Raw genomic sequence first — 16,644 nt, 5'->3', positions numbered from 1 at the left:
CCTTTCTAGTAAAGTCCATCCCCTGATGCTTTTTTACTAAGCGTATTCCCGATCATGACTAGCAACAGTCCGACGACCGATTTAAAGAGGCCTATAGCTGTTGTATAGCTGTATTGCTGATCAATAAGACCCACTCGGTATATATAAGTATCGAGAATATCTCCATTGGTCTCATTAAGCGAATTGATAAATACAAACACTCGCTCAAAGCCAAAATCAAGGAAGTTACCGATATGAAGCAGGAACATAATCATGATAGTGGGCAAGATCGTCGGGATCGTTATAGATAAGGTTTGTTTCCAACGATTTGCTCCGTCAATCCGAGCCGCTTCGTACAGCTCAGGATTCACAGCAGCGAGTGCGGCTAAATAAACAATAGTTCCCCATCCACTGTCTTTCCATATGCCTGTTCCAACCAGGATGGTACGAATATACGAGTCCTCGCCCAGAAAATAAACGGAGTCGAGCCCAAAAGTATTTAAGATCTGGTTCACGATACCTGTCGTTGGGGACAAAATGCCAATCATAATCCCCCCAATAATGACCCATGAGAGAAAATGGGGCAAATAAACGACGGTCTGCAAAATCCGTTTATAGAAAGCTTTTCTCACTTCATTAAGAAGGAGGGCGAATATTATGGGAACCGGAAACGCAAAGACCATATCATATAGGCCGATCAGGATAGTATTTTCAAGAATTCTCAAAAACTCTGGATAGGTGAACATCCGCCGGAACTGATCAAGGCCAACCCACGGACTGCCTGTAAAACCTTTGAATATGTTGTAGTTTTGAAAGGCCATGATGGATCCCGCCAAGGGTAAGTATTTAAATACGATAAAAAAAATAATGCCCGGAAGTGAAATGAGATACAGCGCTTTATATTTGCGCAAATTGGTCATTCGTCTTTGGAATGGGGAAAGATCTGGCCTGCTCGCTGGCAATGCGGCTGGCACTTGTTGTGGCATAAATATCGCTCCTTTGGTTGCAGTTTGGATTTTGTTGTATGGCTAATGTTAATCCAATATCCAGGTCTTCAAAATGGAGATTTTTCGGCTTGCCTGTGTTTTATTACGATTGACTATTGTGCACGAATCTTGCGGGACTTCCCTGCAACCGAAGAAAAAGTATATTCGAAGCCCTGACCATTGCTAATAAGAAATTGTTCTGGCAGATCGAGCGGAACGGCAGACCAAATTCGATATTCAGCGGTAACCGTAGAGTGAACCGTCGCTTCATCAAGCTTTCCTTGGCTCCAAGAAAGATCAACGGTAAAACCACCTCTTGCTCTCATCCCCCTTATGCTGCCTGAAGACCACTCCTTAGGAAGGGCAGGTAATAGTCGAAGTTCTCCTCGTTGGGATTGCAGCAGCATTTCTGCTACCCCAGCTGCTCCACCAAAGTTTCCGTCTATTTGAAAGGGTGGATGGCAGTCTAAAAGATTCGAATACGTGGAGGAGGTTAACAGTTTAATTAAATGCTCATAGGCTTCCGCACCCATACCGAGACGGGCATAAAAATTGACGATCCATGCCCTGCTCCAGCCGGTATGACCTCCACCTCCGTCAAGGCGGCGTTCAAGCGTTCGCCGGGCTGCTGCGGCAAGCTCAGGGGTGTGCCTCATGTCAATCTGTTCCCCCGGATGTAATGCGAACAACTGAGAAATATGCCGGTGACCTGCGTCTTGCTCTTCGTAGTCAAACAGCCATTCCTTAATCTGTCCATGACTGCCCACACTCGGCTGTGGAATGTGTTCAAGCGTCTCATGTAGTTCAGAGAGAAACATTGTATCTTCTTCTCCGATAATTAATGCCGCTTCTGAACAGGCGGATAGCAATGTATATGCGATTTGCAAATCCATGGATGGTCCCATACAGAGGCTGCCGTTGCTTCCGTCCGAAAGTAGGAAGCGGTTTTCCGGGGAGACAGAAGGCCCAGTAATTCGTAAGCCACCTTCCTCTACCATGTAATCAAGCAGAAAAATCGCTGCTTCCTTCATCACTGGATAGGCCCTTTCCTTGAGAAAAGAAAGGTTCAGTCCAAACCGGTAGTGTTCCCACAAATGAAGGCATAACCAAGCAGCACCCATTGGCCAGACCGTGCAGGTAATTAGGATGCCTTCTGGTCGGGTTTCCGCCCATAAGTTAGTGTTATGATGAGCAACAAAACCGCGACAGCCATACATTTCTTTTGCCGTTTCTTGACCGTTCAACTGCATCCGTTCGATCAGATCAAACAGCGGTTCATGGCATTCAGCCATATTTAGGACTTCGGCAGGCCAGTAATTCATCTGGAGGTTAATATTAATTGTATATTTTGATTCCCATGGCGGGGTAAAGCTATCATTCCATATGCCTTGCAGATTAGCAGGCAACGTACCTGGTCGAGAACTGGAAAGCAGTAAGTAGCGCCCATACTGTACATATAGTGCAACTAGTCCCGGATCACCAGACTCATTGGGATTGCTTCTTTCATCTTTTGCTTGCTGTAAACGCTGTAATCTCTTATCGGTAGGAAGCTCAGCGTACGGGTCTCCATCCTTAGTTAAATCGATTGAAAATCGAGCAAACCGGGACTTGTATTCCTCCTTATGCTGCTTTATTAGAGTTGCAAAAGACTGAGCCGTAGCTTGATCCAATTGCTCTAGACAGGCTTTTTCAGGTTGATCTACACGGAAGGTACTCTGCGCTGCCAGCATAAGGGTGACGGAGTCTGCCCCCTCAATAGAGATGTAATCCCCGATGAGCCTCTGGCGGCCCCCTTGTTGAACTGCCCTTAGTGCTGTGCAAAAGCGAACGCCATCCGCTCCGCATTCCCCATTCATTAAAACTGTGTTTGCAGGACCAGTGCTACAGCCGGTATCGAACGGACGACGCATAAGATTCGCAGCCAACGTGATCTTGCCAAGTCTGTCAGCTGTCAATCGGACTAGCAATACACCGTCCGGTTCACTTATAAAATATTGCCTGTAATAGCGAACCCCGCCACAACGGTACGATACCGTAACGACCGCTTGCTCCAAGTCGAGCTCCCGCTCGTATTTTTCTATAACCTCACTGGAATCCAGAAACTTTAAAATCAAATCTCCAAGTGGCTGGTACGGCTGCTCATATTTTGGTGAAGCAGTCATAGCCATTCGTGCCAAATGTTCTGCCTCCGCCTGCCTGCCGTCTTTCAGCATTTGCCGAATCTCTGTTAAATATGGCTGAGCTGCAGGATTAGCTGCACGTCCAGGGCCGCCGTACCAAATTGAATCTTCGTTAAGCTGGATTTTATCTTGGCCGATCATACCGGACACCATTGCCCCGAGGCGCCCATTTCCTATGGGAAGAGCCTCATTCCAATTTGACGCCGGGCTTGTATACCATAATCGAAGACGTTCTGATTCCTGCTTGGTTGCCGGTAATGCTACCTCTTGTTTCGCTCGTCTTCTTTCACTCAACTCTTGTTCACCTGGCCTTTCCTATTTTCAGTTCATATCATTCGTCAGTAACTCCACTTCCTATGCTACTCTTGATCCTGATGTCTCTCCATGGCATAGATTGTTAGGGGTTGTGTTTTTTTATGATCCACACTAAAAAGGATGCGGAAAATTCCGCACCCTACTGTAAATTATTTTTTTATATTATTGAGCGCATTTCGACCTAAACGTTCCATCAGCTGCTGCTTGTAGAGACTATTAATGACGACATGTTGACCGCAACTGCACCAATATCCATCTTCACGGGGCCGGGAATCATAATCGTTAGGAAGCAGTCCGGGTATCTTGCTACCAACATGGCCAATGGCGTAGTTTTGAGCGGTTGGTGGCCGCTGTAAAGTGAGCTCTCCTTGTGTATTCCAAGTCACATAATTCGCACCTGCCCAGCCATGTCCGCTGCCTAACCACGCCCTATCCCGAATAGAGATGGGAGCTTTGATATTATCGAACAGGCCTCCGACTGACCAGCGATGATGAGGTTCACTGGTGTTATAATTTTCAACAGCTTCTCCATCCAGAAATACATTCGGCCCCGGTACCCAGCTATCGACGGTGAACGCATGCCGCGCCGTCTCTGTATAAATACGTTGAGCGAGATTTAGCTGGCCCATCTGATGTATGACATAACGGCGACCCCCAGTAACCACACTGATCATATCGTACATTTGACAGTCCTGAACCGTAACCCATTTGGAATAACGCTTCATTTGAACGAGAGAATAGGACAAATGGTAACCTCTCACCTCTCGAACCCAGCCATTCTTCACACTGTTGAACACGACGAAACGTTCAGCATGTTTTTCGTCCGCATAATAAGGATCTGTTGTATCGTTATCCATCTTAATATCTATAATGCTTGGGTCAAAATCGGACTCTACCCTCATTTTCTCTACCCCCACCTGCTGAATGCGGGCATGGTCTGTATATTTATAGATCTCTCCGCCGCCCCACTGACGTTCGATAGCATTCGCCAATGGGGCATCGACCGTAATCGTATTACCTACAATAGCAGTGATGACTCGGTCAAAATCCAGATTGAACGGTGACCATTGGGTTACGGTTCCACCCGGGCGCTTATAGATGTTATCCATACCAATTTCGTGAATCCAGTTTTTATTACCTATTCTGCGGACTATGATCTGATCGCCTACATTGTAAGCACCCCCGTCTTCTACATGGAAAGAACGCGAGCCTGAGGGCACATACAAATCTGAAATCATCTGCTTCGAGTTGCTGTCCAGCATAAGATCTGCATTTTCACCAATTTCAATTAGATTTCGCAGTTTCGCTCCGGTACCATAGAGAATAGTGCCCTCTTTGTCCTGACCTTCACCGCGAAGGACGATCCCGCTTGCTTTAATGAACAACGTGCCTCCGACTTCATATCTGCCTTTTTTCAAAAGGACTGCCCCGCGGAATCCGTTCTTATCGAGCGGGAGCATAGCCAACTGGTCAATTGCCACCTGAATACGGTCCGTCGCGTCTCCGTCCAAGGGTAGAACGGTCGACTTAACGGGAATATTCGGGATCTCAACACCACCACCCCTATAACCCGCATTAGAAAAGTCCAAGATCCGATTACCTCGATAATCACCGATATACATCATCATTCCATCGTTACCAAGGAAAGCGATTGTGCTCTGTCCCGCGGGGATGCTCTTTGGATCCAGCACGGTAAAATAATATGAGTCATACTGAGGAGCTTTTCCGTCCTGCTTGAGGGTCATTCGCAGTTCATAAGTACCCAGTAGATCAGCCGTGCCTAACGGTGTCCATTCCATTAACGAGTCTTTAACCATAGGAGTCTCAGGCAACTCAGTCACCAGTTTCGTTCTATCAAAAATCAATTCACAGGCAACCCTTCCGTTAACACACGGTGTGAAGGAAACCGTCGGGTACACCTGACTTGGATTGAGGATGGCTGGTTGGCCAATTTCAGTATTCATGTGCGTATGCTTCAATGTGGAATTAATAATAAAGAGTTCATCTCCTTTTCTATATTCACTCTCACATATCGGATACATATTACCTTGGCTTAAGAAGAATTAACATGTCATTTTTATCGATTGGAATGTGTTTTCTTATTCACCTATTTATGCAAACCCTTGCACCCGCATGGTGCTGAGCAACGATTAAGCCAAACTAAAGACAAGTTTCTAAAGGCACTAAATGGTAGATGAAAGTTTAGCTTAGGTAAAAAAAAGGCGCGATCCCCAAGGGTATCACGCTTTTTATCTAGCTTAGATTTCCTATAACTGGGTGTGGCACATAAGGCTCTTCCAGACTCGCTATTTCACTTGGCTCCAGCTTCACTGATACCGCTGCAACGGCGTCCTCCAGATGATTTGCTTTGGTTGCACCAATGATAGGCGATGTTACTTGCTCTTTTTGCAGAACCCAAGCAAGCGCTACTTGGGCACGTGGAATCCCGCGCTTTGCCGCAATTTCGGCAACTACCTCAACAACCTTGCGGTCAGCCTCAGCCATTTTTGCATAAAATGCCTTTCCGACTTCGTCTATCTCTGAACGAGCTGTTTGTTCATTCCAATCACGGGTTAGTCGACCTTTAGCAAGCGGACTCCATGGGATCACACCGATTCCTTCTTCCCGGCAAAGAGGCAACATTTCCCGTTCTTCTTCCCTGTAGAGTAGATTCAAGTAATTTTGCATAGAGACAAATTTAGTCCAACCGTTACGCTCAGCAACATGCTGTGCCTGCAAGAACTGCCAAGCATACATAGAGGACGCTCCAATATATCTAACTTTACCTGCCTTTACTACGTCATGAAGGGCCTCCATGGTCTCTTCGATAGGAGTGTCATTATCCCAACGATGGATCTGGTATAGGTCCACATAATCTGTGCCCAGCCGTTTTAGACTGTTGTCTATTTCGGTCATAATCGCTTTGCGTGAAAGTCCTGCTCCATTTGGTCCCTGATGCATCCGGAAAAACACCTTTGTAGCAATGACTACCTCATCGCGGCGAGCGAATTCTTTTAAGGCACGTCCGACAATTTCTTCGCTTGTTCCGTCAGAGTATACATTAGCCGTATCAAAGAAGTTGATGCCAAGCTCCAGTGCTCTTTTAATAAAGGGTCTGCTCTGCTCCTCATTTAGCGACCACGGAGCCATTCCACGTTCAGGTACTCCGTAACTCATACAACCAAGACAAATTCTAGATACATCCAAACCAGTACGACCAAGTTTTGTATATTCCATTAGTTTGTGTCTCCTTTAGATTTTGGGTTTGTTTACTCCTAAACTGCGGCGAATTTCCATATCTGGTGACTCGGCCAATTTAACAACTAATGCAGCCACACTTTTTCGCGACACTTCTCTCCCTTTAAAAGGTTCACCTTTCTGAGTTGTTTCGTAGTCTATCTCGTCTTTATAGGTAAACCATCCAGGTCTCAGAATTATATAGTTAAGATTTGAAGCTTCAATAATTTCTGCAGATTTACGATATGGATCCAATATACTGCTGTACTTCTCTCCTGGAACTTCATCGTAAATGCCCATTGAGCTGATAAAAATCAAACGTTTAAGACCAGTGGTGTTCATTGCTTCAACGATGGTCTTAGACATTTTCTCCAAATTACCTGCCAGATTAGCATAAACAACATCTTGCCCGATCATCGCTTCTTTTAATTGCTCACTATCCAACACATCTCCTTCAACTACTCGAGTGCGGCTGGATGTTATATGGCTTAATCTGTCCGAGTTTCGGAGATATAGTGTTAACCGGGCATCGGTTTCGTTCAAAAACAAATCAATCGCATGACGTGCAATTCCGCCGTTAGCGCCTAAGATCAAAACATTGCTCAATTTCAAAACCCCTTTCTTAGTTCTAATTATGCGATAAATGAAGGGGACGCCGTTATCTCAATTATCTTAAATGATTGCCTATTCCTCTCACTATCACTAACACAAAAGATGTTTTTACTTTATAATTGAATAAGAACAAAACATTAGGAGGAGCACATGTCTAAAGAATTACTAGAGCGGAAAGAAGAACTCGCCAGATTGATTGAACATCATTCGAGCCAGGATGGAGTATATGAGACCGCTATCCCCTCATTGTTTGTGATTCGTAACTCCAATGTGACCGAGCCAGTATACAGAGTATACAAACCTTCTTTATGTTTCATTGCGCAGGGAACAAAGGAGATCTTATTGGCCAAGGAGCGTTTTGAGTATGGTCCCGCAAATTATCTAATATCATCAATGAATTTACCCGTTATCGGTCAGATTATAAAAGCTTCTCCCAACGCACCCTATTTAAGCTTTAAGCTAGAATTCACGCAGAGTCAGATTTTGAAAGTACTAAATGATTCCGAATTTAAACTCGCTCCGAAAGAAAATGCTAAGCGAGCTATGTATGTCGGGCAGATAGAGTTATCACTATTGGATGCGATCCTGAGATTGGTACGTTTGCTGGATGATCCCAAGGACATTCCGTTTTTGGCTCCGATTTATACTGATGAAATTCTATACCGGCTTCTGCAGGGACCCTATGGAGTTACACTCGCTCAAATTGCGATGGAAGGTAGCAGCACCTACCGCATTCGGGAGGCCATCGAACAGATTATCGAGAACTGTGATAAACCTTTGCGGATTGAAGAGCTTGCTGAAACAGCCAATATGAGTATTTCTTCGTTCCATAGACACTTCAAAGAGGTAACTGCCATGAGTCCTATTCAGTTTCAAAAGCATCTGCGCTTACAGGAAGCTCGCCGCCTTTTATTATCTGAATCAGCGGATGCAGCGGATGTCGCGTTCCGTGTTGGCTATGAAAGTGCATCACAATTCAGCCGCGAATATTCTCGGATGTTTGGTTCACCCCCTAGAGCAGACATCAAGCGTTTGAAGGAAGATATGCTCATTGGATAAAAGCGAACGTGTTCTTCATTCACAATATGGAACTATCAGCTTAACACCAACTTGTATGGGTAACCTTTGCGCACACGCTGATTCTATCGGGCTGGTCCTATCAGGTTTATCCTATCAGGTTTATCCTATCAGGCTTATCCTATCTGCTGATCACTATCGGACCCAGAGGACCTTAAACGCAGTATTATCTCACATTTGGGATGCTAAAGGACCGCATAGCCGCTATTGGCTCAAAAAACACTCAATATGAATCTATTTCGAAGTAATAGCTGCATTGGGGTCCGAAACTATGCTTAAAAAGTGATAAATACGCAAATAACGTCCTCTGAGTCCTTAAGCCTAAGAGGTTGATAAATACAAGCTGAGGAAGACAACCAACGACGATAAAAAAACAACGATATCCAAACAACAACAACAACAACCAAAAAACACAAAGCAGCGATTCATCCATACTTGGAGAATCGCTGCTTTGTATTTTTCACAAGCTAACACTGCTTTTTCTGACGATCACGTAGCCGACCGCCTTTTATTTCTTTTGATAGCTAAACCAATCATAATAAGCAGTTGTTCCATAAGGAGAGTAGTTATACATGCCGAAGAATACTCCAGTAAATCCGCCTGCGACTTCAGTAGATATCAAGTGTGTCTCGGCTTCGCCAAGCAGATGCCATATTTGATCCACACCTCGATAGTAAAATATATATTTTTCAGGTAATGCCTGGATTCTCAATTCTACCCCTGTTCCTTCGAAAGCCGAAGAATATGCCACATCAATTATGCTCCCTACCTGTCTGCGCAGCGTAATAACATTTTCACCTTCCATCTGCGTTAGTCCAATTGCGTAGTGATACTTCTGATCCATAAAAACTACAAGACCAGCTTCGTCACCATCAAGAGGGCTAAATTCCATTTTGGTGGTAATTTCACAATTCACATGCCGCTGTCTACAGCCAATAAAAGCAGGCGTTCCCTTTTCGTTTAATCTCACATCTGATCCACGTAAAGCTAGCCACCCTTCCCGTTCCTGCAATGACCAATCCACCTTATTAGCATTACGAATGAAATTCCAGCTCATTCTTAGGTCAGATTGATCAAAATCGTCGGTTTCAGGCTCTTCTTCCCACGGCATTGGTGAGGGCAGGTCAGCTTCCATTTCTAAACCAACCACTCCGTTATCACCAATCATTGGCCACCCCTCCTCCGTCCACTGAACCGGAGCCAAATATGTCTCTCTGCCAAGATGATGACGGTAAGGATAGCCTACTGGTCGAATCCCCAGAAAAACCGCCCACCAGCTACCATCCTGTGCTTCAACTAAATCGGCATGCCCTGTAGCTTGAATGGGGTAATCTGAACTTCGATGTGTCAAAATGGGATTGTGAGGAGACGATTCATAAGGCCCATATGGCGATCTACTTCTTGCAATAGTCTCCATATGTCCATATTCTGTCCCACCTTCCGCACACATCAAATAGTAGTAATCGTTTATTTTGTAAAGATGTGGACCCTCAGGGAATTTCCCTCCGCTGCCAGTCCAGATCAAGCGTGTATCGCTAAGCTTTTGACCCGTTTCAATATCAATCTCACATTGGTAGATCCCCATCCCTTGCTCGGAGCCTGTGCTTGTGAAATAAACCTTTCCATCGTCAAAAAACAAGGAGGGATCAATGCCTTCTTGCTCCACATAAAGTGGATTCGACCATTCGCCTGCCGGGTCATCCGCCCAAACGTAGAAATGACCTCCGCTATCCTGATTTGTCGTAACCATATAAAAACGACCGTTATAATAACGAAGAGTCGGCGCCCAAACACCTCCGGACACCACGGATTCATCAAATTGAAGCTGATTCTCACGAGTCAAACAGTACCCAAGCTGCTTCCAATGCACCAAATCCTTGCTGTGCCAAATGGGTATTCCTGGAGAATAGGCAAATGAACTGTTTACCAGATAATAATCCTCGTCTACTCTGCAAATGCTTGGATCTGGATAAAACCCCGGGATAATCGGATTGTTATATTTCATGTAATATTCTCCTTCTCTATCTTAATCACTGAAACCTATGTCAAGGATTATACTGCTTCAACTGGATAGAAAGCCTTGATTATTCGGTCCTAAAATAGCATGATATAGACATTCATCTAGACAAGCTTTTGGAGGGTAACGAGTTGAGTGAATTTTATTTAAAATGGTTTACATCTGATCGTCAATTTCCATTTTTTATTCAATACGGCTATCATGACGAAGACACCGATCTACATAGACATGCGGACTTTTCAGAGCTCGTAATTGTATTGAGTGGCACAGCTACACATATTGTTAATACTGAGGAGTCTTTTATCAAAAAGGGAAATGTGTTTGTAATTAATGGTTCGACCCCGCATGCTTTTACAGATCCTCAGGATTTCAAGATCTGCAATGTTATGTTTCAGCCTGAATTGCTATCGACAGCTGGGGCAGATTTGCGGACATCCAACGGCTTTCAAGCCTTATTTGTGTTGGAACCCCTGTATCGCCATAAACATTCCTACACAAGCAAACTCAGCTTGCCGATTCCTAACCTGGAGTATGTCTCTTTTCTCATTGCGGGCATGATTGAAGAATATCACAACAAGCTACAGGGTTATCAGACCATGCTGGGCTCCAAGTTTATGGAACTGGTCGTCTATTTGTCCAGACAATATGACCCACAGGAAAAAGGGATTCAGGGGAACCATCTGATGCATTTGGCGAATGCACTCTCATATATGGAAGATCGTTATCTTGAGCCGTTAACACTGGATCAGATCGCCAAACATTCGGACATATCAGTCAGACACTTAAACCGGATCTTTCGCTCCTACTATCAGACAACCCCGATCGCTTATCTTCATCGTTTACGTCTGGAACGGGCTTGCGGGTTATTAAAGCATTCTAATCTCAGTATCACCCAAATCTCACATGAATGCGGGTTTAGTGATAGTAATTATTTTACTCGCCAATTCACTAAAATCTATGGGATGTCACCCAAGGTCTATAGGAACAAGCTTTGAGGGTAAAAAAAGAACACCAGGCAGCGATTCTCCTATTATTGGAAAATCACTCCCTGGTGTTTTTGAATCAATGCGCATTACCTGATCAGATTATGGGCAAGTGAATATAAACAGACTAATGGTCGCTAATCGCTTTTAACAAACCTTGAACTTGAGGCGATCGGAAGTTCCTCTCCGCATTCATGTAGCTCTACGTTTTAATGGAATCTGGGAGATAACTGCATTCTATACACTTATTCCGTACGCAGAAAGAACCTTCATACTTTAACTGCACTTTATACAACTAAAAACATCCAAACCTACCTAATGGGTAGAAAATCAAGGAAATAGATGTACGAAGTACACTTATATCCACGAGCTGAGTGATTTGAAGGAATATAGCTGTACAAAATACAGTTAAACGTTGGTAAACATCGCTGACTTCGGCTCTACGGGATTATCCTCCCCCATTGATTTTTTATTAATTAAAACCAACGATGGAATGTGGTACATAAGGCTCCTCTAAAAACGCAATTTCTTCAGAGGTTAAAGTAATGGATAACGCACCTACGGCATCTTCGAGATGCGATGTTTTTGTAGCCCCGATGATAGGTGCTGTAACTGGTTCTTTTTGAAGCAACCAAGCAAGAGCGATATGAATCCGTTGAACACCGTGTTTTTCGGCGATTGTCGCAACTCGCTCCACGACTAATTGATCGGTATCGGCAGTTCCATCATATTTAGATTTTTGAATCTGATCAGTTTCTGAACGATGAGTTGATACCGCCCAGTCTCGCGTAAGTCTTCCTGATGCAAGGGGACTATAGGGAATAACACCAATATTCTCTTCCTTACAAAGCGGCAACATCTCTCGTTCTTCTTCACGATAGATAAGATTGAGATGATTTTGCATAGATACAAATCGGGTCCAACCGTTTTTCTCCGCTACATATAACGCTTTTTGAAACTGCCAAGCATACATTGCTGAGGCACCTATGTATCTTGCCTTACCAGCCTTCACTACATCATGAAGAGCTTCCATCGTTTCTTCGATAGGTGTGTGATAATCCCAGCGATGAATCTGATATAGATCTACATAATCTGTTCCCAATCTCTTGAGACTCTTATCAATCTCACTCATAATTGCTTTCCGGGATAATCCTGCTCCGTTCGGACCTTCATGCATACGGTTAAAGACCTTAGTTGCTAAAACAATCTCGTCTCGATTGGCATAATCCTTAAGCGCTCGTCCAACGATTTCTTCACTCGTTCCATCGGAGTATACATTCGCTGTATCAAAAAAATTAATACCCAGGTCAAGCGCTTTTTTTATGATAACACGGCTCTGCTTTTCATCAAGCACCCATTGATGGATCCAACGTTCGGCAACGCCAAAGCTCATACAACCTAAACACAGTTGGGATACGTCCAGCCCCGTTTTTCCAAGTTTTGTATACTTCATTTATCTCGAATCCACACTTTCCAATTAAATTGTAATATCCTAATGCCCTGTCTTAAAGGGGTACATATTAATTCATAAAACAGCTCCAACGCATACCGATGAAAAGGAACTGGGGAATAGTTAACACTTCCAGCAGTACATTGCACCTAATCGATGATTTAAACGGCGTTTGAATAAACTGAATTTATATTCAATCCTAGTCCATGTCAAGCCCATTAATCAAGTAATAACAGCATTTGAATCAAATCTTGTTCATCCGCCTCTTTCCGTGTAAGTCTGTGTCCGAAGATTCTTCATTTCATAAAATAGCTTAATAAGTTTTCTGCGCTTCTACTTGGGAATATGAGGTGACATGATGTTATTTTCTGCACAAGGGGTACCACCCCAAGGATATTACCAAAGCATCTGGGACTTTACTTCCCACAACGAAAACAGTACAAAGGAAGCCGGGAATGTCGTTCCTTTTGACTTCGGACGGGCGGCTGAGTTCAGAGCGCCTAAAAGCATTGAAACGAGTATTGCTCCAGCACTAACACCTTATTGTTTGAAGCCCTTTGGCGGATACGTTGCCACCATTTCCAGAGGGAAGGTATGGGGAGAATCTGGTGCTGTTCTAACACCAGAAGGGAAATTGATCTTTGATCTTTCCCAAGAATATGACGCCAAGCAATATAGGATGCTTGAAGCAGATGAGCACCCAGTGTTTCACCGGTGGAATGATCCGCAGCTTCAACATTTTGCCGGGACCGCGGCGGTGTTAACCTTTTGCGGAGCCCATAACTATTTTCATTGGATGTATGATGTGCTTCCTAGATTAGCGATGCTTCAATCGAGCGGAATCACTTACTCCACTATTATCATGAATCCAAATCCGTATGGACCCTTTGTGGAACAAACGTGGGCCATGCTTGGGATATCCGAGTCATTGGTGATCCGGACGAATTCAGAAGTATATGTTCAGGCTGACCGGCTACTTGTCCCTTCCTTAATGATGAATTCACATTATCCTCCTTGGACCACGGATACACTGCGAAGATTTTTGTTGCCGCATAGAGAAACAACACTAGTCACTCCAGAACGTTTTTATATCTCACGAAAAAAAGCAAGCTCAAGACGGTTGGTTAATGAAGATGATGTCATCCGCTGCCTTGAGAATTTTAATATCGTACCGATTTGTCTAGAGGACTGGACGGTTGCCCAGCAAATCCAATTATTCGCCTCAGCGAAAGTAATCGTAGGTCCACATGGTGCTGGACTCGCTAATCTGGCTTTTTGCCATCCTGGAACACAGGTCATTGAAATTTTCCATGCCCAGCATGTTGTTCCAACCTATTGGATGATCAGCAACCATAATAATCTCGAATATTATATGGTGTACGGGCAAGGTGTACCCGATCCTGCGATTCGTTTTCCAGGACTGGAGGACATCTATGTGAACGTAAATCGTCTGAAACAAACGATGCATCTGGCAGGCTTGGAATGAGAAGATTACTTACTACTTTCTCGAATTCAAAAAGCGCAAAGCATATTTTGCTTTGCGCTTTTTAAGAAACATAGATTTAATCACGCCGTGTTACATACTTCAACCATAGCCCATCATCCGCAAGTTTTTCTACACTCTTCAAGCTGAAATTTGCTGGGGGCTGTTGTTTCAAAGATGCATCCATTTCAAATAAGGTCACCGAATTAGAGGCACCATCTGCGATGGGAACAATAACCAAGCTTAACTCATCAATTAAGTTTTCATTCAGGAAGGAACCATTTAAAACGCCCCCACCCTCCAGCATCAATTCATCGATTGAGAATAATTGTTTCAGCTTTCCCACGACTACAGAAAAATTCAATCGTTCTTTTCCACCGAATATATATGAGATTCCTAGATTTTTCAGATAAGCTAGATAAGCATCAGATACCTGTTCTGTAAGTACTTCAATGATATGATCCTCTGTTCTATTGTGACTTCCTTCTGAAATGTAGTTTTTGGTCCAGCCTAATTTTCCAGTGGGATCTACAGCTACTGCATATGTTGAGGCATCTTTTTGAGCGATATAGTCTGTTCTTGGAATGCTTGAAAGGTTACTCTGCTCTAATTCTAGTTTATTGCCTAATGTAAAATTCTCCTCCATGGTAATCCTGCCACATATCCAAGCTTTACATCCATACCGATCATGAATGTTTTCGTACTCATCAATAAAATAGGCAGTTCGTTCTTCATCCAAATAATCTCCGATGATTTTACCATCCAATGAGGTAAGCATATGGCAAATAATATAGGGTCTATCCATAATGATCCCCTTTTAACCAACTTGAACTGTTGGACGAATAATCATTTCATTGATAGCTACATCTGACGGTTGCTCAATGGCAAATGTGATCGCACGTGCAATACTGTCTGCATCAATAGCCACTTTGTAAAATTCATCCAAGCCAGCTTTTGACTCTGCATCTGAGGTAGTAGCTAACAATTCGCTGCTGACGGCACCTGGAGAAACATTGGTGACACGAATATTGGTTCCACTCATCGCTTCTTCTTGACGAAGCCCTTCAGAAATTGCTCTAACCGCATGTTTGGTGCCACAATATACTGTACCCCCTGGGTAAATGTTATGGCCAGCAACCGATGACAGATTAATAATATGACCTGATTTTTGCTCTCTCATTGAGGGGAGAACAGCTGCAATCGCATATAAAACCCCTTTGATATTTACGTCAATCATTTGATCCCATTCATCCACCTTTTTCTTAAAAAGAAAGGCTTGTGGCATGATTCCCGCATTATTAACTAATACATCAATTTCGCCAAACTTTTTAAGTGCATAAGCAGCCAGTTCTTCCATCTGTGTTTGGGAAGTCACGTCTGTTACTTTGTAGATGGCCGTTCCACCACTTTGTTCAATTTCTCCTTGTAGCTTTTGTAGACGTTCCTCACGACGTGCGGCTAGGACAAGCTTAGCTCCTTTAGAGGCTAGTTCTTTAGCAGCGGCTTCCCCAATCCCACTAGAAGCACCTGTAATAATTACGACTTTATCTTGGATATTAGACATGCGAATAAACATCCTTTCGATATTGTATATTGATTCATTAATGGACTATAGTCTATTATTATAAACAGTTACAAAATACATTCAATTGTACGATGATTCTGTTTTGTTCAATACTAAACAGATCCTATGAATGTGTTCATTATTTTCTGAAAGTAAGGTGAACCTCGAATGTCTAAAGTGGATAGAAGAATACTCAAAACCCAAGATGCGCTTAAAAAGGCTGTTATTGAACTAATGTCTGAGAAAAATTTTGACGACATTACCATACAGGATCTCTCCGACACAGCAAATGTAAGCCGGGGAACGATCTACCTTCATTATCTGGATAAATATGATTTGTTAGATAAACTTATCGAAGAACATATAGAGGTCCTAAGAACACTTTGTGAATCGGCGTCTGAATTGGGGTTTATCGAGGCAACGTTGACCTGGACGGAATACTTCGATAGAAATTATTCTTTCTTCTCTATGATGCTAGCGAGTAAAGGTGCTCCTTATTTCCGAAATCGTTTCTTAAGCTTTCTTCTCGATGAGTTTAGACATGAAGTAACTACCACCGAAGGCATAAACGAAGGGTTACATGAAGAGGTTATTATTAGTTTTGTTGCATCGGCTTATGCAGGGGTAGTGGAATGGTGGTTCAAGAATGAAAGACCTGTGACCTATCAAGTCTTGGCTGAACAACTCGGAACGTTATTAGAGAGGAATTTATAAAAAAAAGCGGCGATTCTCCTATAATAGGTGAATCGCCGCTCTTTTTT

13 protein-coding genes are annotated in these 16,644 nt (G+C 43.5%); 4 read left to right on the top strand and 9 right to left on the bottom strand.

Features of this window, described 5'->3' with window-relative positions; translation table 11 throughout:
- Positions 1–5: 5 nt before the first annotated feature.
- The 5 genes from MKY14_RS05765 to MKY14_RS05745 all read right to left on the bottom strand — a co-directional run bounded on the left by MKY14_RS05765 (position 6) and on the right by MKY14_RS05745 (position 7,303).
- A complete protein-coding gene (locus MKY14_RS05765) occupies positions 6–899 on the bottom strand; it encodes an ABC transporter permease (protein WP_076190487.1) in 894 nt (297 codons plus the stop codon).
- A gap of 179 nt (positions 900–1,078) precedes the next feature.
- Complete coding sequence (locus MKY14_RS05760) at positions 1,079–3,439, bottom strand: glycoside hydrolase family 95 protein (RefSeq protein WP_076280648.1); 2,361 nt, start codon at positions 3,437–3,439, stop codon at positions 1,079–1,081.
- Between the two features lie 170 nt (positions 3,440–3,609).
- Complete coding sequence (locus tag MKY14_RS05755; protein WP_076280649.1) at positions 3,610–5,424, bottom strand: hypothetical protein; 1,815 nt, start codon at positions 5,422–5,424, stop codon at positions 3,610–3,612.
- Between the two features lie 289 nt (positions 5,425–5,713).
- Positions 5,714–6,697, bottom strand: a complete 984-nt coding sequence (locus tag MKY14_RS05750) for an aldo/keto reductase (protein WP_076184577.1) — start codon at positions 6,695–6,697, stop codon at positions 5,714–5,716.
- A 15-nt stretch (positions 6,698–6,712) separates the two neighbouring features.
- Positions 6,713–7,303: an NAD(P)H-binding protein gene (locus MKY14_RS05745; RefSeq protein ID WP_340975974.1), complete on the bottom strand. Its 591-nt coding sequence runs from the start codon at positions 7,301–7,303 to the stop codon at positions 6,713–6,715.
- A 156-nt stretch (positions 7,304–7,459) separates the two neighbouring features.
- Here MKY14_RS05745 and MKY14_RS05740 point away from each other — a divergent pair, with 156 nt between their 5' ends.
- On the top strand, positions 7,460–8,368 hold the full coding sequence (locus tag MKY14_RS05740; protein WP_076278454.1) for an AraC family transcriptional regulator: 909 nt from the start codon (positions 7,460–7,462) through the stop codon (positions 8,366–8,368).
- 526 nt (positions 8,369–8,894) lie between these two features.
- On the opposite strand, the gene MKY14_RS05735 is transcribed toward MKY14_RS05740, so the two are convergent.
- Positions 8,895–10,391: a glycoside hydrolase family 43 protein gene (locus MKY14_RS05735; protein WP_340975972.1), complete on the bottom strand. Its 1,497-nt coding sequence runs from the start codon at positions 10,389–10,391 to the stop codon at positions 8,895–8,897.
- Positions 10,392–10,534: 143 nt separating this feature from the next.
- On the opposite strand from MKY14_RS05735, the gene MKY14_RS05730 reads away from it, so the two are divergent.
- Positions 10,535–11,398 carry an AraC family transcriptional regulator gene (locus tag MKY14_RS05730; RefSeq protein WP_340975971.1) on the top strand — a complete coding sequence of 288 codons (864 nt, stop codon included), beginning with the start codon at positions 10,535–10,537 and terminating at the stop codon, positions 11,396–11,398.
- Between the two features lie 460 nt (positions 11,399–11,858).
- Here the strand turns inward: MKY14_RS05730 and MKY14_RS05725 are convergent, their stop codons facing one another.
- Complete coding sequence (locus MKY14_RS05725; protein ID WP_076125870.1) at positions 11,859–12,839, bottom strand: aldo/keto reductase; 981 nt, start codon at positions 12,837–12,839, stop codon at positions 11,859–11,861.
- Between the two features lie 352 nt (positions 12,840–13,191).
- Between MKY14_RS05725 and MKY14_RS05720 the strand changes: the two genes are divergently transcribed.
- A complete protein-coding gene (locus MKY14_RS05720; RefSeq protein ID WP_081390432.1) occupies positions 13,192–14,322 on the top strand; it encodes a glycosyltransferase family 61 protein in 1,131 nt (376 codons plus the stop codon).
- 76 nt (positions 14,323–14,398) lie between these two features.
- Here MKY14_RS05720 and MKY14_RS05715 read toward each other — a convergent pair whose 3' ends face one another.
- Positions 14,399–15,124 carry a RibD family protein gene (locus MKY14_RS05715; RefSeq protein WP_076309408.1) on the bottom strand — a complete coding sequence of 242 codons (726 nt, stop codon included), beginning with the start codon at positions 15,122–15,124 and terminating at the stop codon, positions 14,399–14,401.
- Between the two features lie 12 nt (positions 15,125–15,136).
- On the bottom strand, positions 15,137–15,883 hold the full coding sequence (locus MKY14_RS05710) for an SDR family oxidoreductase (RefSeq protein ID WP_076125674.1): 747 nt from the start codon (positions 15,881–15,883) through the stop codon (positions 15,137–15,139).
- A gap of 168 nt (positions 15,884–16,051) precedes the next feature.
- On the opposite strand from MKY14_RS05710, the gene MKY14_RS05705 reads away from it, so the two are divergent.
- Positions 16,052–16,597 (top strand): TetR/AcrR family transcriptional regulator, encoded by a 546-nt coding sequence (locus tag MKY14_RS05705; protein WP_076309406.1) that lies wholly within the window; start codon positions 16,052–16,054, stop codon positions 16,595–16,597.
- The last annotated feature ends 47 nt before the right edge of the window (positions 16,598–16,644 follow it).

This window comes from Paenibacillus sp. FSL R5-0887, from assembly GCF_038002305.1.
Lineage (GTDB): Bacteria > Bacillota > Bacilli > Paenibacillales > Paenibacillaceae > Paenibacillus_AQ > Paenibacillus_AQ odorifer.
This window is presented reverse-complemented; position numbering and strand designations above follow the sequence as displayed.